The organism is Pseudomonas sp. AK106, from assembly GCF_053903055.1.
In genome coordinates, this window is record NZ_CP096426.1 from 2,364,251 (window position 1) to 2,383,360 (window position 19,110).

The following is a 19,110-nucleotide window of genomic DNA, read 5'->3' on the forward strand; positions in this document are numbered from 1 at the left end:
GAGCGCCGGCACTGATGTGCCCTGGTGAACGATGCGTTCAGACCACGACAGTGTGAGTACGCTTTCTCAGGGCTGTCTGTTCGCTGGCGCACATAGCGTCGCGCGCAAGCCTTTCCCGGCGCGGTTCTCCATGATGATTTCCCCGCCCAGGCGCCGCGCAATGGTTTGCACGATGGTCAGGCCCAAGCCGACGCCCTGATCATTGCCGCGGCTGTAAAAGCGTTCGAACAGGCGCTCCCGCTCGGCTTCGTCGATGCCAGGCCCCTCGTCGGCGACGCTGAGCCGGAAAGCGCCATCGCCGAAGCCCAGGGTCACACTCACCTGACCCCCTGCAGGCGAGAAATTGACGGCATTGGTCAACAGGTTTTGCAGCGCGATGTCGATGGCAGCGAAATCGGTCGTCACCTCACGGGACGGCTCAGCGCATTCGAACACCAGTTCCAGCCCTCGGCTCAATACCCACGGCGTCATCTGCACCAGGCTGTCGCGTACGGCAGCGACCGCGTCAGCGCTGCGCGTCGGTACGGGGCCCGCGCCGGGCTCCAGTCGTGCGATGGTCAGCAGCTGATTGACCAGGCGTGTCGTCCGATCAACGCCCACGATCAGGTAGCTCAGGGACTCATTGCGCTGCGCGTCGTCGCGCGCTTCGAGGACGTTCTGTGCATGCACCCGCAGCACCGCCAGCGGCGTGCGCATTTCATGGGCGGCGTCGGCGATGAAGCGTCGTTCACGGCTCAGCACCTCCTGAATCTGTCCGAGCAATCGGTTCAGGGCCGCTTGCATGGGTTCCAGCTCGCTGGGCAGGGGCGCCAGTTGCAAGGGTTCGAGAGAGCCCGGATGACGACCGCGCAGGGTGGCGGCCAGATCGGCCAGCGGCTTGAGGCCCCAGCCAATGGCCAGCCAGATCGCGCCCATCAGCAGCAGGCTGCCGATCAGATTGGGGATAACCGTGTGGCGAACGATGCGGTTGACCAGGTCCGAGCGCACGTCGTCGCGCTCGCCAACCCAGATCACCAGGTCGTGTTGCTCGTCCCTGAGCACGAAGGTGCGCCATTCATGTTTGCCCAGATCATTGATGTCGCTGAAGCCGGTGTATTGAGGCGCATGGGTCAGGGTCGGTGCGCTGGGGGTGTGCACCAGCAACCGGCCTTGAAGGTCCCAGACCTGAAAGGCGATTTTGCTCTCGTAGGGGTGGCCGTCGACTCGCGGTTCGGCCTGAGCCAGGGCCTGATTGAACGCCTGGTACAACTGCGCATGCTCCTGCCGCGCCAGGGGCATGCGCATCACGCCCTGCAGCAACCGGGCGTTGGTGGCGAGCTGGGCATCGTAGACTTCGGCGATTTCGTGGTTGCTGTCATGGAGGTTGACCAGGGTCAGGATCAGCAGGCCGATCAGCACCAGTCCAAGGATCAGGGTCAGCGTGCGGCGGCGGATCGACGTCACGGGCGATCCTCCACCAAGTAGCCGACGCCGCGTACGGTGCGGATCAGCTCGCTGGAAAACTTCTTGCGCAGGTGATGGATGTGCACTTCGAGGGTGTTGCTCTCTGCTTCTTCGTTCCAGCCGTACAGCAACTGCATCAAGCGTTCGCGGGTCATCACCCGGCCCGGTGGCGAGAGCAGTTCGTACAACAGCTGGTATTCCTTGGGGGTGAGGGCGACGGGATCATTTTTGTAACTGACTTGCTGGGTGGTCGGGTCCAGGCGGATGCCCGCGTGCTCGATCGTGACCCGCGCGCGCCCGGCACTGCGCCGCAACAGCGCCCGCAGGCGGGCCTTGAGTTCGGACAGGTCAAAGGGCTTTATCAGGTAATCGTCGGCCCCTGCGTCGAGGCCGGCAATGCGGTCTTCGGTGGCGTCCCGTGCGGTCAGGATCAGCACCGGCAGCGCCGAGCCACTTTCACGCAGGCGCCTCAGCACCGCCAGGCCGTCCAGCCTGGGCAATCCGAGATCGAGAATGGCCAGATCGAAGACCTCGCTCAACAAGGCATGGAGGGCGCTGGCGCCATCTTTCACCCAGTCCACCGTGTAGCCTTCGCGACTCAACGCCTGATGAATGCCCTCGCCGAGGGCGACATCGTCTTCAACCAGCAGCAAACGCATGAATGCTCCGTCATTTCAGTTTCTTGTTTATGTCCACCAGCAATAGCTGGATATCTTTACGGCGTCCACTGTCCGCCACTTCCCGGCCAGGTCGAGGGGCGGCGAGCAAGGCTTTCTCCAGCGCGTCCTTCGCCTGGGCATAGTGACCCTGGCGGTAGAGATGATCGCCCCAGAAGTACAGCGGATCGATGCCGTCGGGATTGAGCTTGAGCGCCTGCTCCAGGAGTGCTTGGGCCTTATCCGGGGCGCCGAACCCGATGGGCCACCCGGGCACTCGATCGTACAGCGCAGCCAGGCTGGCGTAGGCGGAGCCTTGCAAGGCATTGGGGTCCAGCGTCATGGCTTTCTCGAGGTCGGCTTTGGCCGTTTTGACTTTGCTCAGGGCACCCAGTCCGCCCTGGGCACCGGCCCAACTGCTGGTGACAATGCCCGACCATATCCAGGCCTCGGCGACGGCGGGACGCTGCTGGGTGAAAGCGGCGGACGTGGCGGCCAACTGTTCAAATGCCGCGACGCGCTGGTCTTCCGGCAACTGGTATTGAATCCGTGCCCACTCCTGCTGAATCCCGGTCAGGCGTTGCTTGTCCGGTGCATCCAGTGCCCATACCGGTAGGGCGAGGGTGGCGAGCAGTACGACGAGTAGACGTTTCATGGCTTGGTGCTCTTTTCGTGAGTGGCGCTGCTGAAGCGGCGAATGAGGGGCAGGTGTTTGCGCAGCCCGCGGTCCACCACGGCAGGCAGCAGACTGTTGAGGCGTACGAAGAACTGTTCAGGCCAGCCCATGTAAAGCTCGCGCTGATTGCCGACAATGGCGCGAACAACCGCGGCGGCGACTGTCTGCGGATCGTCCTCGGTGGTTTTCAGGGCGGAGTTGAGGGCGCGCGCTGCGGGACTGTTCATCGTTGTGCGGGTAGCGCGGGGCGCGACGTACAGCACGCCGACCCGCGTATCCGCCAGCTCACGGCGCAGCGCTTCGGAGAACCCCCGCAGCGCAAACTTGCTCGCGCAATACGTGGCGTAACCGGCATAGCCGATCGAGCCATAGGTGGAGCCGACGTTCACCACCATGGCGCGGCTGGCCTGGCGCAGCAGCGGCAACAGCAGGCCGGTGAGCTGGATTGGCGCGTTCAGGTTGATGTCGAGCATCGAATCGATCTCGTGCCCTGGCAGCTGTTCCAGCATGGCGAAATGATTGATGCCGGCGGCGTTGACCAGCAGGTTCACCCCGTTCATCGCTTGCGCCGTCATCAACACGTGCTGACGACCTTCGGCGGTGGTCAGATCGGCCTTCACCCAGTGCAGTAGATGCGGGTACTGCTGTTGCAACGGCAACAGCGGCTCCTGATGGCGGCAGACGGCGAGTACTTCGGCGCCATGGCTGCACAGCGCCTGAGCAATGGCCATGCCGATGCCGCCGCTGGCGCCGGTCAGCACCACGCGCGCTTCAGACAGCCGCATGGTCGAGCTCCTTCAACGGTTCGGCATGGGCGAGGGGTAACTGACGAAACATGTCGGTGTACAGGCCGTAGACCACTTTCGAGGCCTTGATCACGGCCGCCTGATCCTCCGGATCGTCAAGGCGGTCCATCAGCGTGCGATAGGTTTCCATGTGGCCGACATCGAGGCTGCCATGGGAACTCAGGTAACTGAACGCAGTGGCCGGCAGTGCCAGGCGCTGCTGAATGCTGCCGGCGGCATGGGTCGCCAGGGCGATGCTGGTGCCTTCCAGCACGTTGACCATGCCGAACAGTCCCACCGGGTTGCCCCGGGCGATGAGGTCGTAGAGGTAGGCGACCATGAGCTCGATGGGCAGACCGGGCGTACCCTCGCGCACGGCATCGGCATCGGCATCGCCACCGCAGGCGCGCAGGTCGTTGAGGATCCACTGCTCGTGGCCGTATTCGTCCTCGATGTACTCGCACACCGCGCCCCGCAGCCATTCCAGCCGGGAAGGCAGCCGCGCGCCACAGGCCATCATCAATGGCACGGTATGCCGCACGTGGTAGTAGGCCTGGGTCAGGAAGGCGCGATAGCTCTCCAGCGAGACTTCACCGTGCAGCGCCTGATGAATGACGGGCAGGTTGAACAGGGTCTCGCGCTCGGTGCGGGTGGCGTCTTGCAGCGTTTGGAAAAAACTCATGATTGAAGATCCTTTGCTCGCGTGGGCTCGGTGAAAAGATGTCGGTAGTTCGCCAGAATGGCGTCGCGCCGGGGTCGGCCGTTGGCGGTGGCCATGCCATTGGCAGCGGTGAAGGGCTGATCGAGACGGGTCCAGCTGTGGACGCGTGCGTAGTCCGGCAGTGCCTGGTTGGCCTGCTCGACAGCCTGTTTGATCTGCAGGTCGGTGGTGTCGGGGCGCAGCGGCCACACCAACGCATGATTGCGTGACAGGGCTTCGCCGTAGACGAAGGCTTGAGCGATCAGGCCGCGCTGGGTCAGCTCCGCCTCGACCCACTCGGGGTTTATGTTGCGACCGTAGCTGGTCACGAACTGATGCTTCTTGCGGCCGTGAAGGTAGAGGTAACCGTTGGCGTCAAACTCACCAAGATCACCGCTCGGCCACCACTCCGGTATGGGTTCTGCCTCGCCGAGATAGCCCAGCATCCGCGACCCGCGAATCAGGACCTCACCGTCTTCGGCCAGGCGTATCTGCACATGGGGCAGGGGTCTGCCAACGCTGCCGGGATGGTGGGCGTCCGGGCGGTTGAGGGCCACGACCGACGCGCACTCCGACAGGCCGTAGCCTTCGTACACTGGAATGCCAAGGGCTTCGGCGCGCAGCAACAGTTCGTGGGTGACTTTGGCGCCGCCCACCGCGATGAAACGCAGCGCTGCCGGGTTGAACGCGCGCATTTCGCAAGCGCTGACCAGCAGCAACAACAGCTGCGGGACGAGGATCATGCTGTGGGGCTGGCGCACCGCCAAAGTAGACAGCAGACGCGGCAATTCCACACCGCTGGCCCCTTGAATGCCCAGGGTTCGCTGGCTTGGCAGGCTCAGCATCGCCCCGGCGTAGAGCGCGGCATAGCAGCCCACGTTTTCCAGCAGAATGGCCAGAGGCAAGAGTGAAAGGTGGTGGGCGGGCTGGCGAGACTCGCTGGCGCGCTGCACCTCCATGGCCACCGTCAGCACGCTGGTGGCGTCCAGGCAGACGCCTTTGGGGGTGCCGGTCGTGCCAGAGGTAAACGTGAGCTTTGCCGTGCCCTCGGGCAGGGGCGACGGCTGACGGTTCGTGCGCAGCCAGAACCCCTCCTCATGACGGAATGCCGAGGAGGCGAGTTCACTGGCGTACTCGTCGTCGGCAATGACCACGTCAGCCTGGCTCTGCTCCAGGCAATGACGGCGCTGGGCTGCGCTGAAGAATGGCGGCAGCGTCACACAGGCCAGTCCTGCGAACAGAATCGCCAGGTCCCAGATCAACAGGTCCGGGCCATTCTCAAGGGCAAGGGCCACGACTCTGGCGTCGAGGTCCTTGAGCCTCTCCTGGCGCAGATTGATTTCGGCGTCCAGCTCGGCATAACTCAGTTTCAGGTCGTCGCCCCACAGCGCACACGCATCGGGCTGCCCGACGGCGAGATCAGCGATGCGTTGGCGGAATCTGCTCAGTTCAGGCGACATGGCAGCTGTCCTCCAGGGTCAGGGGCAACCCGAAGCGTTCAAACACGCCGCTGCTGCTCAAGTGCAGGAACCCGGAGCGGATGTCGCCGACGTGCACGCTGGGTTGAGAGTCGTAGTAATTGCCCCAGGCGTGCCGGTCTTCACCCAAGCGCAGAGGGTCGGCGAGGCACAGCGTGAGGGGACGCAGGCCGAGGCGATTGAAGCTGTTCACCAGTCCGGCGTTGCCGGTGAAGGCCACCCATTCCAGGCCGCTCATGGCGAGCAGCCAGGTCACGGCGATGATGCTCAGCCGCGCGCTGCCCAGGTTGCTGGCGGCGAGGTTGCCCACTTCGACGATGCCCTGACGGTCCACCGGCCGGCCGGCACGGGCTTCGATCATCTGCTCGACGGGCTGGTCGAGATAGTGCTCCAGGAACAGCGGCCCGGAGGTCGCCACACGCACGCCGGCCACGGCACACAGCGTGCCGGTGTTGTCGTGGAGTCCGAACAACTCCGGCATGAAGCTACGGATCTCGGCGTTGTGCGCCTGGCGGAAGCGATGCTGGATGAACGTCTCGTAGGCGTCGCGCAGTGGCTCCTGAGACAGCGCACGATTGAGCGAGAGCGCCGGTGATTGCGCCGCGCCGAATTCCATAGGCAGGAAATCCAGAGGCAGCGCGCTGGACGGCATTGAGTTCGGTGGTAATCGGTTATTCCAGTCCAGACCCTGCATGGGTGTGGCTCCTCCCCAGTGGTGATGGGGTGGAGTATCGGGGTCGATTCTTAACGAAGTCTGAAGGTGAGAAATTTGCCTGGCCTGGCTTTCCTGCTGATCTTTGCGACGTCTTCAGACTGCCTTAAGGCAGGGGCCTCAAGGTTCGCGGCATCAAGAAACATCCCCCCACTCAGCGAGCGTCCCGGCATGGTCCGCGACAAGACCCTGGGCCGCATGCTGCCGTGGTCGGCTGAAAAGCGTTAAGCGGTCACCGCTTTTATCACTCCACCGCCACCCAGTGATCCGCCGCCACCGCCGAAAACCGTTGCACCGGCGCGACAAAATCCGCTGCCTTGATCGGGTCAGGCCGTTCCAGCTCTTTGAGCAGGCTCTTGAAATCCCGGCGCCGGCCGACTTCCGGTACCGGCACTGCGGCGAGCAGGCGGCGGGTATAAGGATGCTGCGGATTGTGCAGCACCTGGTCGCGGGCGCCGATTTCGACGATGCGGCCGCCGTACATCACCGCCACGCGGTGGCAGATGCGTTCGACCACGGCCATGTCGTGGGAAATGAACAGGTAGCTCAGCCCATGCTCGGCGCGCAGCCGTTCCAGCAGCGCCAGCACTTGCGCCTGAACCGACACGTCCAGCGCCGACACCGATTCGTCCGCGATGATGACTTTGGGATTGAGTGCCAACGCCCGGGCGATGCAGATGCGCTGGCGTTGCCCACCGGAAAACTGATGGGGATAGCGTTGAAGGGCGTCCCGTGGCAGATCGACCTGCTGCAGCAATTGCGCCACACGCTCGCGCCGCCGGGGTTCGGGCATCTTGTCGTGAATCAGCAGCGGCTCGCCCACCAGATCGAAGACGGTCTTGCGCGGATTGAGCGCAGCGTACGGGTCCTGAAACACCATCTGCACGTCGCGGCGCACCCGCTGCAATGCGTCACCCTGCAAACCGTTGAGTTCCTGCCCCAGCAATTTCACGCTGCCCTGATAGCTGAGCATGTTCATCAAGGCCTTGCCGGTGGTGGACTTGCCGCAGCCGCTTTCGCCCACCAGCCCCAGTGTTTCGCCCTGACGCAGCTCGAAACTCACGCCCTCGACCGCGTGCACCGTGCGCGGGGTTTCGAACCAGCCGTGGCGCAAAGGGAAGCGCACGCTGAGGTCCTGAACCGCGAGCACTACCGGCTGTTCCGTCATGACATCAGACGGCGGCGCACTGCCCAGCACCGGCACGGCGGCCAGCAATTTACGCGTGTAGGTCGCTTGCGCGTCGGTGAAAACCTGATGCAGGGAGCCGCGCTCTTCCATGCGGCCCTGATTCATCACCACCACTTCATCGGCCATCTCGGCGACCACGCCCATGTCGTGGGTAATGAGCAGAAGGCTGGTCGCGAACTGCTGCTGCAACTCGCGCATCAGTTCAAGAATCTGCGCCTGAATGGTCACATCCAGTGCGGTGGTCGGCTCGTCGGCGATGAGGATTTCCGGTTGGCAGAGCATTGCCATGGCGATCATCACCCGCTGGCGCATGCCGCCGGATAACTCGTGGGGGTACTGGGTCAGGCGCTTGTCGACCTGGGGCATGCGTACGGCGTCAAGCATGGCCCGGCAGCGCTGGTGAATCTCACTGCGACTCAACGCCTCATGCCGGCGCAGGGTTTCCGCCAGTTGCTGGCCGACGGTCAGCAGCGGGTTCAACGACGTCATCGGCTCCTGAAAAATCATGCCGATGCGCTTGCCACGCAGGCGTTGCAGGTCCCGTTCCGGCAGGCTCAGCAGGTCGCGGTTGTCGAACAGGATCGCGCCACCGGGAACACTGGCCGCCTTGGGCAGCAGGCCCATGATCGCCAGGGACGACAGCGATTTGCCACTGCCCGATTCACCGGCGATACAAAGAGTGCGGCGCGGGTACAGGGCGAAACTCAACTCATCGACCACTCGCCGCCGTGACACGCCGCCACCGACGTCGATGCTCAGCCGCTCCACCGACAGACTCGGCTGATCGTCTGGCTTCACTGGAACACCACTTTCGGAAAGTAGAACGACACCACCCAGTTCGGCAGGTCGACGATTTCGCTGATGCGCAGATCGCCGCACACCGAGCACAGCATGTACGCCTGTTCCGCCGGCATGCGGTGCTCGCGGCACAACCAGTCGATGGTGTTGGCCACGGCCTGGCGGGCGGCCTGCATCAGGTCCGGGCCGATGCCGGTGAAGGCTTCGTAGCCGGCGCTGTCCAGGTGGCTGGTCACCGGTCCCGGCGTGCTGAAACGCGGCGTGGCCAAGGGCGTTTGCTTGATCAGGTCGAGCGTGACCACCACGTCCATGGCGCTCTCGATGGCGGTGCCGCAGACCTCGCCATCGCCTTGGGCCGCGTGGGTATCACCGATGGAAAACAACGCGCCGGCGACTTCCACCGGGAGGTACAAGATGCTCCCTGCCGCCAGGTCGCGGATGTCCAGATTGCCGCCGACCCGACGCGGCGGCACGATGGAATGCAGCCCGGCCTCGGCCGGTGCAACGCCGACGGTGCCGGCGAACGGCTTGAGCGGCACCTTGGCGAAATCACCAAAGGCGGCGGGGGCGAGGGTCTGCGTGTCGTAGTGCCAGAGCGCCAACGCCGGCGCCTGGAACTGGTCGGCGAGCAGGCCGAAGCCGGGGATGTTGGCGGTCCAGCCGAAGCCACCGGGCTTGAAGCTGTCCAGGGTGATTTTCAGGATGTCGCCAGGCTCGGCACCCTCGACGTAGATCGGACCGGTGACCGGGTTGATCTGGTCGAAGGGCATGACGCTGACGTCCGCGGCCTGGGACTGCGCGGTGAAATAGCCGTTGGACGAATCCCGGCAGTTCATTTGCAAGGTGGTGCCGGGCGCGACGCGCTCGACCGGGGTAAAGCGGTGGTCCCAGCCGAAGTGGCTGTTGACACTGTGAATGGTCTTGACCAGGCAGTTCTGGCACATGGGTGCGGTCCTCGTGGCTAAGGGGTCAGGCGCAATGGCCTGTTCCAGCGGGATTACTGGGGACAGGCCAAGGGAAATCACTTCACCCAGATGGAGTCATAGTTGACCGGCACGTGGACCGGATCAACGTACAGCGCGTCGTCGCCGCCCATGCGCTTGGAACGCACGGTGAAGCGTTGCTCGTTGAAGATCGGCACCCACGGCGCGTCGGCCATGGCGTCGGTGAAGATCTTCTTCCACGCCTCGGTGCGTTCGGCCTGTTGTTCCGGACGGGCCATGGCATCGGCTTTGGCGGCGCGTTCATCCAGCGCCTTGTTGCAGTACAACGACCAGTTCCAGCCGCCTTCGACCGCGCCGGTGCAACCGAGAATCGGGCCGTAGAAGTTCGACGGATCCGGGAAGTCGGCGATCCAGGCCATGCCGCCTGACCACACCATCGGCGCCTGATCCTTGGAGCTGCCGGCGGCAATCACGTTGGCCTGGGCCAGGGACTTGATCTGCACGCGGATGCCGACCTTGGCCAGGTCTTGCTGGATCGCCTGGGCGATGCGCGGCTGCGGGTCGGTGTTCATCACGTACAACTCGGTGTCGAAACCTTTGGCGGGACCAGCGTCGGCCAGCAGTTTTTTTGCGCCTTCGACGTCGTAGGGCAGGCCCTTGTACTGGGTGTCATAACCCGGCATCGCCGGCGGCAGCGGCTGGTTGGCCGGCACCGCGCGACCGTTGATGATGCGCACGATGCGTTCCTTGCTGATGGCCATGTTAATCGCCTGGCGCACCTTGAGGTTGTCGAACGGCGGCAGGGTGGTTTTCAGCGTCACGTAGCCGGTCTGCAACTGGTTGCCGGTGACCAGCAACTGCCTGGACGCCGGGTCGTTCTTGAACTGCAGGAATTGCGCGGGCGGCACGCCGTCGCCGGCAATGTCCACTTCGCCCTTGTTCAGGCGCAGCAGCGCGACGGTAGGGTCTTGGCCGATCTCGAAGGTGATCTTGTCGACATAGGGCAGGCCCTTCTGGAAGTAATTAGGGTTCTTCACCAGTTCCAGTTTCTGCCCCAGTTTCCACTCGGCCAGGCTGAACGCGCCGCTGCCCACCGGGTGCTTGCCGAAGTCGGCGCCCCATTGCTCGACCGCTTCTTTGGGCACCACCGAGGCGAAGTTGATCGCCATGATGTGCAGGAAGGTGGCGTTCGGTGCGCTCAGCGTGATGGTCAGGTGCAGGTCGTCGACCACCTTGATGCCGCTGAGGGTCGTGCTTTTGCCGCCGGTCACGTCGTCGTAACCGACAATGGAGCTGAAGAAACCGGCGCCCGGGCTCTGGGTTTTCGGGTTGACGGTGCGCTCAAGGGAATACTTGACGTCATTGGCGACCAGCTCACGGCCGTTCTGGAATTTCACGCCCTTGACCAGGGTGAAGCTGTACACCAGCCCGTCCGGAGAAATGCTGTAGTCCTCGGCCAGGCTTTTCACCAGTTCGGTGGTGCCGGGCTTGTAGTCCATCAGTCGGCCGAACAGGCTTTTGATCATCGACCAGTTCTGCCAGTCGTAGCCGATGGCCGGGTCCAGGGTCGCCACATCGTTCTGGTAGGTCACCACCACATCGCCGCCGCTTTTCGGCGTGTCGGCCCACAGTGGCGTAGTAAACAGCGTGGCCGCCACGGCCAGGGTCAGCGCGTTGATTTTCATTGTTGTGCCCCGTTGTGTTGATGGATTCAGTGCTGCTTGATATCGATGCGCGGGTCCACCAGCGGGATCACCAGATCCGCCAGCAGGTTGCCCAGCACGATGGCCACCGCCGACAGCGTGGTGACGCCGACGATGACCGGGATGTCGACTTGCTGGATCGACTGCCAGGCGAGCTGACCGATGCCCGGCCAGCCGAACACCGACTCGACCACCACCAGCCCGCCCATGAACACGCCGATGTCGATGCCAATCATCGGGATCACCGGCACGATCGCGTTGGGCAGCACGTGCACGAACACGATCCGCGCCCGGCTCAGGCCCTTGGCCCGTGCGGTGCGGATGAAGTCCTGATGCAGCACTTCGATCATCGAAGAGCGGACCATGCGTGAATACCAGCCACTGCCGAGCAGCCCGAGTGTCAGCGCCGGCAACATCAAATGGCTGGCGCCGCCATAGCCCCCCAGCGGGAACCAGCCCAGTTGCACGGCGAAGAAGTACAGAAACAGCATGGCGGCGATGAACTGCGGGGCCGACACACCAACAAAGGAAAACGCCATGAGCAGCTTGTCGGCGAAGCTGTCGCGCTTGAGCGCCGCGAGCATGCCCAGGCTGATGCCGATCAACAGCTCGAAACCGATCCCGGCTGCCATGAGTTCCAGAGACGGGCGCAGTCGCGCGCCGATCAGTTCGCTGACGGCGGTGCGCTGGATGTACGAGCGGCCAAGGTCGCCGTGGAGCAGGTTGCCGAGATAACTCAGGTATTGCTGATAGAAGGGCAGGTCCAGGCCCAGTTGCGCCCGAATCGCCGCGACCACTTCAGGCGTGGCGCTGCGCCCGGCGATTTGCCGCGCAGGGTCGGCAGGCAGCAGGAACAGCAACAGGTAGGTGATGAAGGTCACGCCGAGCAGAATCAGTAGCGCATAACCGACCCGGCGGCAAATGAACGGCAGCATCAGCGACGCCCCTTGAGTGTGGGGTCGAGTTCGTCGCGCAGGGCGTCGCCGACCAGGTTGAACGCCAGGGACAGCAGGATGATCGCGGCGCCGGGAATGAACACCAGCCACGGGGCCGAGGTGAAGTACGTCTGGCTCTCGAAAATGATGTTGCCCCAGCTCGGCGTCGGTGGCTGCACGCCCACGCCCAGGTACGACAAGGTGGCTTCCAGCAAAACGGTGGTGGAAATCCCCAGCGTCGCCCACACCAGAATGGTTGGCAGCAGATGGGGCAACAGGTGCGAGAACAGAATGCGCAGGGAACTGGCGCCGAGGGTGCGCTCCACGGCAACGAAGTCCCGCGCACTGAGCGCCACGGTTTCGGCGTAGATGACCCGGGCGATCTGCACCCAGTTGACCATCGCAATGACCATGGCCACGATCCACACGCTGGGCTGGAAAATCGCCGACAGGGCAATCGCCAGCAGCAGCGCAGGGAAGGCCATCATCAAGTCGGTCAGGCGCATCAACACGCTGCCGAGCCAGCCGCGCACAAAGCCTGCGGTCAGGCCCACCAGCGTACCGATCAGCACCGCCAGCCCGTTGGCCAGCACACCGATGAACAGCGAGGTGCGCGCGCCGAAGATCAACCGCGACAGCAGGTCACGGCCAAGCAGGTCGGTGCCCATCCAGTACGGCGTGGCCGGGGCCATCGGTGCGCCTTCCATCGTCAGCCCCTCGACGAATTGCTCGTCCGGGTCGAAGGGGCTTAGCCACGGGGCCAGCGCCGCGAGCAGCACCACGGTGACGATAAACAACAGCGAAACCGCCACGGCCGGCCGACGCAGCAGGGCTTTGAGGGTGTTCATGCGCGGTCCTCGTCCCGCGCCGCGAGCAGTTCCACACACAGTGCTTCGATCGGACGATTGAGCTGCATCGACAGACTGCGCAAGCGCTCGTACGCCGTCGCCTCGTTGATGCGCTGGGTCACCATCAAGCGCGCCAGGGCCTGGGCCATGAGCGGACGCAGCGCCAGGCGCTGTTGCAGCTCGTTGAGTTGTTCGGCATCGGCGCGCTGACGGTCGCGCAATCCCACCGCCATCATCAACGTGGTGTAGACCGAGCCCTGGCTGATGGGCTTGTTCAGCAACGCCGTCGCGCCGAGCTGCAGTGCCCGCTGGATTTGCGACAGGGTTTCGTGAGCCGTCAGCGCGACGATGGGAATGCTGGCCGCGTTCAGGGCCTGAACGGCGAGTGGGCTGGCGAAATGTTCTATCTCAAGGATCGCCGCGAAACAGCCCCGGGTGTCACAGGGCGCGTCGTGCTCGAGCACCTGCGAGTGAATCCCCAGGCGTTGCAGGCTTTTGCCCAGATTGCCCTGACTGCGTTCATCGCAGTCGATCAGCAGCAAGTGGCCCTGGTCGAAAGCAGGAAAGGCGCGTGTGTTCATTTGACGATCCTCAAGCGCGGCGCCGGGATGGCGTGTCGGTCGACCCCATCGTCGTGTACATCCGTAACAGTGAGATAGGGGTCGGCGGCGATCGCATGAGGCGCCGACTGCACCACATGAAAGCGCCCATCGCGCAGTTCAGCGATATGACTGGCCAGCGCGCTGTGATGATTGCGCGCCGACAGGCTGACGGTGCCCAGCACGCTGGCGACCGGGTGCCCGTAAAGGTGCTCGCAAATCGCTTTGGGCGATGCATCTTCGCTGGCGTGCAAGGCGTCGGCGAACACCCTCAGCGCCGTGTAGGCGCTGGTGTAGTAATGCGAACAGGTGCGCGGACCATGACGCTGCTGCCCCTCGCAAAACGCCGGATTCAGGGTTTCGAAAAACGGCCCGCACGACAGCAGCCGCAGCGCCTGCATCGGGCCCACCCCATCCAGCTCCGCTTCGGTGAGGTTGCAGCTGAGCACCGGCAGGCGCAGGCCTTGGCGCTCGCAGGCCCGATCCAGTTGTTGCAAAAAGGCGTAGGAAGACTCGCCCACCAGGTTGTTCAGCACGAACGCCGGCGGGTCCTGAATCAGCCCTTCGATCAGCGTGTCGAAGCCAGTCGCGCCCAGGTGCCAGTACTTTTCGCCGAGCACTTCAGCGCCGTTGGCTTCCAGCACTTCCCGGGCAATGCGGTTGCTTTCCCAGCCCCAGACGTAGTTGGAGCCGAGCAGAAACGCCCGCCGACCAAACTGGCTCAAGGCGTAGCGCAGCAGCGGCAGCAGCGTCTGGTTAGGGCATCCGCCGAGGTACAAGACGTTTTCGCTGCTTTCGTAACCTTCGTAGGGGCTCGAATACCAGAGCAGCGCGCCGTGCTGGTCCAGGTCCGGGATGATTTCCTTGCGGCTCGCCGACAGCGTGGTGCCGAAAATGTGCCGGACCCCCGCACTCAGCAACTGCGCGATGCCGCGGCGGTAGCCCGCCGGGTCGCCTTGGGGGTCGATGCAGATCGCCTCCAGTCGCACGCTGCGCCGGGTGTCGGCGTTGACTTCGGCGAGCGCGTCCTGCAACCCGAGCAAGGCACTGCGGCCCATGCGCCGGTAGGTGCCTTCGGTCGAGAGCAGAAAGCCAACCTGAACGGTGGGGCGCAGGTCGGGAGTCAAAAGGTTCGGCATGAACAGCCTCCATAAAAAAAGCCCGATCAACCCGGTGGGGGTCGATCAGGCTTCGATACCTGGCGCATTCGAGGCGCGTATGTGGACGAGACTTAAGGATCGGGGTCCGGCTTGCCGTTTGCGTTGAGCATGAAATAAGCGTGCCAAGTGAAAACCTCCGACGTTACGAGCCTCATCGTCGATTGCCTCCCTGGGAATGCTCCGCCGTGGGGCGCTCGCTGCTAAAGAGCCTCAAAGGGGAGCAGGGCGGATGCGGCGCATCGCGCGAAGCTTTCCCGGCTAAAGCCGGTCCTACACCCGAGTTCACACTCAGTCTCATCAAGGGCACGCGTCGCTTTGGTAGGACCGGCTTCAGCCGGGAAGAGGGCAGTCTGAGCGCCATCAACCTTGCGCTGTGGCACCTGACGCTTTCCCGGCTAAAGCCGGTCCTACCTCTGCGTCTACACTCGATTTCACTGACTGCACGGGGTGCTTTAGTGGGACCGGCTTCAGCCGGGAAGAGGCCAGTCTGAACGCCATCAACCTTGCGGTGCGACACCTGATGCTTTCCCGGCTAAAGCCGGTCCTGCATCACTGTAGGCACTCGATTTCACTGATTGCACGGGGTGCTTTAGTGGGACCGGCTTCAGCCGGGAAGAGGCCAGTCTGAACGCCATCAACCTTGCGGTGCGACACCTGATGCTTTCCCGGCTAAAGCCGGTCCTGCACCTGGTTTTTCACCCACTGTCGCTGACTGAGCGCACTGGTTCAATATCGATGACTGATGAGCGTCCGGCCTTCTTCGGCAGGCACCACTTTAACGCTGGCGGCCTTCCCGAAAAGCAGGCTCCGGCGCGGTCATGGGCTTGGCGGTTTCGCGCCAGAAGAACTTGAAAGTGGCCTGAGCGTTGGTGACTGCCGCCTTGAGTTCGTCGCTCTCGCCTTTCACGCTGTAGATGATCTGCCCGGTCATGAGTAAGTCGTTCCCTCTGTCGATATGAATAATGTTCTACCATGAGCCGTCATTCATGGTGTGAGCCGCTGCGTTCACGCCCGCGAGGCCCGATGAAATGAGAGACCTGCCACCCACCGCCACCTTGCGCGCCTTCGAAGTCGCCACCCGTCACGGGACGTTTACCTCCGCCTCCGAGGAGCTGCACGTTACCCAAAGTGCCGTGAGTCACCAATTAAAAAATCTGGAAGACATCTGGGGCGTGCAGCTGTTTCAGCGTGGCAAGACGTTGAGCCTGACGCCGGCCGGTGCAGCGCTGGCGCCCATCGTGCGGACTTTTTTCATGAACCTGGAGGCGACGCTTGCGGACCTCCGGGAAGAGAACGGTCGGGTCAGGCTCAAGGTCAGCACGACCTATTCCTACGCGCTGAAATGGCTGTTGCCGCGCCTGCCCAATCTGTCCCAGCTGCACCCGGAAATCCTCGTCACGCTGGACAGCACAGACACCGCGATCAACTTTGCCAGCGGCGAGGCCGACGTGGCGATCCGCCTGGGCGGCGGCAACTACCCCGCGCTGCACTCGGAATTCATGTTCAGGGAGCACATCTTTCCGGTGGCGAGCCCCGACTTGCTCAAGCGCTTCGGCATGCCCCGGGAGCCGGCCGAGCTGTTGCGCTATCCGCTTTTGGCCCGGGACGGTTCCGACCTGGTGCCCAAATGGGAGGTGTGGTTTCAGAACATCGGCCTGGGCGTCACCTCGCTGAAGGAGAGCGTGCGTTTTCCCGACACCAACATGACCGTGGAGGCGGCCTTGTTAGGGCAGGGCATCGCTCTTGTTCGAAGTGGCCACGTGGAGAAAGAGCTGCGCGAGGGCAGTTTGATCAGGTTGTTCGACGTGCCGTTTCCCTCGCCGGTGGCCTATTACTTCGTTTGCCCGAAGGGGGTCGAAACGCAGCCCCATGTGGCAAGTTTTCGCGACTGGGTGATCAGGGAGTCGACCGCAGCCGGGCTTAGTTATGGCTGAGGCATGAGCAATTGCTCATGATTCGATGAGCAGACTTCGCTTCCGTTTTGTGGGTCAGCCTGACTAAGATCCGCCCCATGCCGACTCATATCATTCTGTTAATCCTCTTCGCCGCTCTGCTGCACGCCAGCTGGAACGCGTTGCTGCGCGGCGGCAATGACAAGCTCTGGTCAATGACCATCATGTGCGTGGCGGTGGCCATCGTCAGCCTGGCCGGGGCACTGTTCATGGACGCCCCGGCGCCGGAGAGCTGGCCTTACGCGGTGCTCTCTGCGCTGCTGCATGTCGGCTATAACCTGTTTCTGGTGCGCACCTACCGCAGCGGCGACCTCGGGCAAACCTACCCGATCTCCCGGGGCTCATCGCCGGTGCTGATTACGCTGTGTGCGTCGCTATTTGCGGGGGAGGTGGTCGAGACCGGCGCGATGATCGGCATTGCGCTGGTGTCAGCGGGGATTATTTCTCTGGCGTTCAAAGGCCGGAAACTGGACACGGCCAGCCTTCCGTATGCGTTGGGCACCGGCTGTTTCATTGCGGCCTATAGCGTGACGGACGGCATCGGCGGGCGTCTGTCCGGCGCGCCGATGGCGTACACCGTGTGGATGTGCGCCCTGTGGGGTGTCCTGATGCCGATCACTTACATCGGTCTGCGGGGCGCACGCAGTCTGCTGACGGTCCGGCCCGGTTTGGTCGCCTCGTTGGGCGGAGGCGTGGTGTCGCTGCTTGCTTACGGCATCGTCATTTATGCGATGACTCTTGCGCCGATGGGGGCCGTGTCGGCACTGCGCGAAACCAGCGTGCTGTTTGCCGCATTGCTCGGGTATCTGTTTTTGGGCGAGTCGCTGACCGTACGCAAGATCCTCGCGTGCGTAGTCATTGCGGCCGGCACGATCATTATTGGCTGAGCCGTGCAGGCTCACTTGCGCAGCTTCGGTTTCACCGCCTTCAACCGCGCAATGGCCAGGTTGTGCAGGTATTGGCGTACGGCGTCGTGGTGCTCGACGCTCACGTGATAGCTGTCCAGCAGTCCCAACAAATACCCCTCGGCCATGGCGTGATATCGCGACACGCTCTCCCGAGTGTCACTGGTGTTGAGCCTGGCAATCAGCTCGTCGATCCGGGCGCGGTGCTCCTCTGAGAACCAGTCCTGCTGAGGGGCAGAGCCCGTATCGTCGGTCAGGGGCGTGTGCAGATTCATGGGGCCTCCAGGCGAGCACATCGGTCGCGGGCTGACAGGGCGCGGGACGGATGTGCAGCCGATCCCGCGAACATGGGGTTGGACAGCGCATCTGCCGCAAAATCCGCTAGCCCGCGCCGCGAAGGCTCGGAAATGCCGGCCAGTCTTACCGGCCGGGATTTTGAGGATCAGCCGGACTCAGCCAGCCACCGGCGAGCGCCAGTCATCGGAGCCCGACGTGCCGCAGACTTCGTGGGTCCAAGTGATCTTGCGGTAGGTAAACTCCACGTCTTCCAGATGAGTGAAGTGGGCGTTCGACGGGTCTTGGCAGTTGTGCATGTAGTCTTTGATGTCGACGATAATCGCGTCCTCGAGTTTAGTGGTGTAGTAATGCTCCTGTGTGCCTGCCGCCGAGGTGCGATACCACTGGATAGTGATCTCGGTCAGGCGTTCGCCCGACGTCAAGGCTGCCAGCAACAGCGGCGAAGACTTGTCGAACACCTTGGTGATCTTGACCGGCTTGTGAACACGCTGACCGGTCGGCTGACCCGACTGCGGGTCGCGGGGGATGATCATTTCATGTTGAAACCCTTGCACCATGACCTGATCTTCGTGACCTTCCTGAAACGTGTTGCCGACCGAGTCTGCGGTGAAAGCGCCCGCGGTGATCAGGCCCTGCTTGGTGCCTGTGATGGACATGTACGCTGGTGTTGCCATGAAGATGCTCCTTGCCTCATAAATTAAAGTGCCCAACAGCCAGTTCGCCTGGTGGACAGTGGTGTTAGTTCAAGCTTCGTGCCATGTAAGAACTCATCCCTGTAAAACATGGGTTTGATGGGGGTTAAACGGTTCTTTGCCGGTGAAGGGGAAAGTTTTCTGCCGTGATGTGCGCAAGAAGTTGCACAGCGCTGCGCAACTTCTTGCGCATTTGGCTACAGAGGTCGGGATATAAGGGCTGCAAGTTATCGGTCAGCGATTTTTCGTTCAGGCAGTGCGCAACTTCTTGCGCATGGAGGCCCAGTGATAGTGCTTGTCGCGAGTGAGTGCAGGCAGCTGAGTAAGAATAATCGAGCCAGGCATGGGGGCTGCATGATCTCCAGGCTCCGATTCTGACCTCTGAACCCTATGTTTTCCGCCGTTCGATCATCGATAAAAAAAGATATATGAAAGAAGTCTCTCTGAATACCCGGTATTCAAAGAAACCTCCTACAAGGCTAGTGGAAATATCGCGTTTATAGAAAGCTTGATAGTGTAATTACCGCTGAGTACTATTCGCGGCCTCTGAAGGGTAGACGTTTTGTTACATGTCGGTTGCCCACTTCGCTCGTATTTTAATTTTGTCAGGCTCGCCGATTTAAGTGTCTGTCGTTGGC

The 19,110-nt window shown here is 62.9% G+C and carries 19 protein-coding genes; 2 read left to right on the top strand and 17 right to left on the bottom strand.

Features of this window, described 5'->3' with window-relative positions; genetic code table 11:
- Positions 1–66: 66 nt before the first annotated feature.
- The 15 genes from M1E04_RS10675 to M1E04_RS10745 all read right to left on the bottom strand — a co-directional run bounded on the left by M1E04_RS10675 (position 67) and on the right by M1E04_RS10745 (position 15,557).
- Positions 67–1,443 (bottom strand): ATP-binding protein, encoded by a 1,377-nt coding sequence (locus tag M1E04_RS10675; protein ID WP_456292930.1) that lies wholly within the window; start codon positions 1,441–1,443, stop codon positions 67–69.
- Complete coding sequence (locus M1E04_RS10680) at positions 1,440–2,102, bottom strand: response regulator (protein ID WP_455912923.1); 663 nt, start codon at positions 2,100–2,102, stop codon at positions 1,440–1,442. The genes M1E04_RS10675 and M1E04_RS10680 overlap by 4 nt, the downstream gene beginning before the upstream one ends.
- A gap of 10 nt (positions 2,103–2,112) precedes the next feature.
- Positions 2,113–2,754, bottom strand: a complete 642-nt coding sequence (locus tag M1E04_RS10685; RefSeq protein WP_456292931.1) for a tetratricopeptide repeat protein — start codon at positions 2,752–2,754, stop codon at positions 2,113–2,115.
- The gene (locus tag M1E04_RS10690) at positions 2,751–3,560 is read right to left on the bottom strand and encodes an SDR family oxidoreductase (protein WP_456292932.1); all 810 of its coding nucleotides are present in this window, start codon (positions 3,558–3,560) and stop codon (positions 2,751–2,753) included. Before M1E04_RS10690 ends, M1E04_RS10685 begins: the two co-directional genes overlap by 4 nt.
- The gene (locus tag M1E04_RS10695; protein WP_456292933.1) at positions 3,547–4,242 is read right to left on the bottom strand and encodes a TenA family transcriptional regulator; all 696 of its coding nucleotides are present in this window, start codon (positions 4,240–4,242) and stop codon (positions 3,547–3,549) included. Before M1E04_RS10695 ends, M1E04_RS10690 begins: the two co-directional genes overlap by 14 nt.
- Positions 4,239–5,720, bottom strand: a complete 1,482-nt coding sequence (locus M1E04_RS10700; RefSeq protein WP_456292934.1) for an AMP-binding protein — start codon at positions 5,718–5,720, stop codon at positions 4,239–4,241. Before M1E04_RS10700 ends, M1E04_RS10695 begins: the two co-directional genes overlap by 4 nt.
- A complete protein-coding gene (locus M1E04_RS10705; RefSeq protein WP_456292935.1) occupies positions 5,710–6,432 on the bottom strand; it encodes a thermostable hemolysin in 723 nt (240 codons plus the stop codon). The genes M1E04_RS10700 and M1E04_RS10705 overlap by 11 nt, the downstream gene beginning before the upstream one ends.
- 262 nt (positions 6,433–6,694) lie before the next feature.
- Complete coding sequence (locus M1E04_RS10710) at positions 6,695–8,437, bottom strand: ABC transporter ATP-binding protein (RefSeq protein WP_456292936.1); 1,743 nt, start codon at positions 8,435–8,437, stop codon at positions 6,695–6,697.
- Positions 8,434–9,381: an acetamidase/formamidase family protein gene (locus tag M1E04_RS10715; protein WP_065988861.1), complete on the bottom strand. Its 948-nt coding sequence runs from the start codon at positions 9,379–9,381 to the stop codon at positions 8,434–8,436. The genes M1E04_RS10710 and M1E04_RS10715 overlap by 4 nt, the downstream gene beginning before the upstream one ends.
- A 77-nt stretch (positions 9,382–9,458) precedes the next feature.
- A complete protein-coding gene (locus M1E04_RS10720; protein ID WP_456292937.1) occupies positions 9,459–11,066 on the bottom strand; it encodes an ABC transporter substrate-binding protein in 1,608 nt (535 codons plus the stop codon).
- A 26-nt stretch (positions 11,067–11,092) separates the two neighbouring features.
- Complete coding sequence (locus M1E04_RS10725; RefSeq protein ID WP_065988863.1) at positions 11,093–12,019, bottom strand: ABC transporter permease; 927 nt, start codon at positions 12,017–12,019, stop codon at positions 11,093–11,095.
- On the bottom strand, positions 12,019–12,867 hold the full coding sequence (locus tag M1E04_RS10730) for an ABC transporter permease (RefSeq protein WP_265385353.1): 849 nt from the start codon (positions 12,865–12,867) through the stop codon (positions 12,019–12,021). The genes M1E04_RS10725 and M1E04_RS10730 overlap by 1 nt, the downstream gene beginning before the upstream one ends.
- Positions 12,864–13,448, bottom strand: coding sequence for an ANTAR domain-containing response regulator (locus M1E04_RS10735; protein ID WP_065988865.1), 585 nt, complete (start codon positions 13,446–13,448; stop codon positions 12,864–12,866). The genes M1E04_RS10730 and M1E04_RS10735 overlap by 4 nt, the downstream gene beginning before the upstream one ends.
- The gene (locus M1E04_RS10740) at positions 13,445–14,605 is read right to left on the bottom strand and encodes a transporter substrate-binding protein (RefSeq protein ID WP_456292938.1); all 1,161 of its coding nucleotides are present in this window, start codon (positions 14,603–14,605) and stop codon (positions 13,445–13,447) included. Before M1E04_RS10740 ends, M1E04_RS10735 begins: the two co-directional genes overlap by 4 nt.
- Before the next feature lie 796 nt (positions 14,606–15,401).
- Entirely contained in the window at positions 15,402–15,557 is a 156-nt protein-coding gene (locus M1E04_RS10745) for a hypothetical protein (RefSeq protein ID WP_456292939.1), read from the bottom strand.
- A 97-nt stretch (positions 15,558–15,654) separates the two neighbouring features.
- On the opposite strand from M1E04_RS10745, the gene gcvA reads away from it, so the two are divergent.
- Positions 15,655–16,560, top strand: coding sequence for a transcriptional regulator GcvA (gcvA, locus tag M1E04_RS10750; protein WP_456292940.1), 906 nt, complete (start codon positions 15,655–15,657; stop codon positions 16,558–16,560).
- Positions 16,561–16,637: 77 nt separating this feature from the next.
- Positions 16,638–17,465 carry an EamA family transporter gene (locus tag M1E04_RS10755; RefSeq protein ID WP_456292941.1) on the top strand — a complete coding sequence of 276 codons (828 nt, stop codon included), beginning with the start codon at positions 16,638–16,640 and terminating at the stop codon, positions 17,463–17,465.
- 11 nt (positions 17,466–17,476) lie between these two features.
- On the opposite strand, the gene M1E04_RS10760 is transcribed toward M1E04_RS10755, so the two are convergent.
- On the bottom strand, positions 17,477–17,758 hold the full coding sequence (locus M1E04_RS10760) for a hypothetical protein (protein ID WP_296306000.1): 282 nt from the start codon (positions 17,756–17,758) through the stop codon (positions 17,477–17,479).
- Between the two features lie 177 nt (positions 17,759–17,935).
- On the bottom strand, positions 17,936–18,454 hold the full coding sequence (locus M1E04_RS10765) for an Hcp family type VI secretion system effector (protein WP_065988875.1): 519 nt from the start codon (positions 18,452–18,454) through the stop codon (positions 17,936–17,938).
- Positions 18,455–19,110 lie beyond the last annotated feature (656 nt).

What these genes read in the sequence shown, in the direction of transcription:
- M1E04_RS10680 (WP_455912923.1), bottom strand. Translation starts at nt 2,102, where the DNA reads ATGCGTTTGCTGCTGGTTGAAGACGATGTCGCCCTCGGCGAGGGCATT.
- M1E04_RS10685 (WP_456292931.1), bottom strand. Translation starts at nt 2,754, where the DNA reads ATGAAACGTCTACTCGTCGTACTGCTCGCCACCCTCGCCCTACCGGTA.
- M1E04_RS10690 (WP_456292932.1), bottom strand. Translation starts at nt 3,560, where the DNA reads ATGCGGCTGTCTGAAGCGCGCGTGGTGCTGACCGGCGCCAGCGGCGGC.
- M1E04_RS10695 (WP_456292933.1), bottom strand. Translation starts at nt 4,242, where the DNA reads ATGAGTTTTTTCCAAACGCTGCAAGACGCCACCCGCACCGAGCGCGAG.
- M1E04_RS10700 (WP_456292934.1), bottom strand. Translation starts at nt 5,720, where the DNA reads ATGTCGCCTGAACTGAGCAGATTCCGCCAACGCATCGCTGATCTCGCC.
- M1E04_RS10705 (WP_456292935.1), bottom strand. Translation starts at nt 6,432, where the DNA reads ATGCAGGGTCTGGACTGGAATAACCGATTACCACCGAACTCAATGCCG.
- M1E04_RS10715 (WP_065988861.1), bottom strand. Translation starts at nt 9,381, where the DNA reads ATGTGCCAGAACTGCCTGGTCAAGACCATTCACAGTGTCAACAGCCAC.
- M1E04_RS10720 (WP_456292937.1), bottom strand. Translation starts at nt 11,066, where the DNA reads ATGAAAATCAACGCGCTGACCCTGGCCGTGGCGGCCACGCTGTTTACT.
- M1E04_RS10725 (WP_065988863.1), bottom strand. Translation starts at nt 12,019, where the DNA reads ATGCTGCCGTTCATTTGCCGCCGGGTCGGTTATGCGCTACTGATTCTG.
- M1E04_RS10730 (WP_265385353.1), bottom strand. Translation starts at nt 12,867, where the DNA reads ATGAACACCCTCAAAGCCCTGCTGCGTCGGCCGGCCGTGGCGGTTTCG.
- M1E04_RS10735 (WP_065988865.1), bottom strand. Translation starts at nt 13,448, where the DNA reads ATGAACACACGCGCCTTTCCTGCTTTCGACCAGGGCCACTTGCTGCTG.
- M1E04_RS10740 (WP_456292938.1), bottom strand. Translation starts at nt 14,605, where the DNA reads ATGCCGAACCTTTTGACTCCCGACCTGCGCCCCACCGTTCAGGTTGGC.
- M1E04_RS10745 (WP_456292939.1), bottom strand. Translation starts at nt 15,557, where the DNA reads ATGACCGGGCAGATCATCTACAGCGTGAAAGGCGAGAGCGACGAACTC.
- gcvA (WP_456292940.1), top strand. Translation starts at nt 15,655, where the DNA reads ATGAGAGACCTGCCACCCACCGCCACCTTGCGCGCCTTCGAAGTCGCC.
- M1E04_RS10755 (WP_456292941.1), top strand. Translation starts at nt 16,638, where the DNA reads ATGCCGACTCATATCATTCTGTTAATCCTCTTCGCCGCTCTGCTGCAC.
- M1E04_RS10760 (WP_296306000.1), bottom strand. Translation starts at nt 17,758, where the DNA reads ATGAATCTGCACACGCCCCTGACCGACGATACGGGCTCTGCCCCTCAG.
- M1E04_RS10765 (WP_065988875.1), bottom strand. Translation starts at nt 18,454, where the DNA reads ATGGCAACACCAGCGTACATGTCCATCACAGGCACCAAGCAGGGCCTG.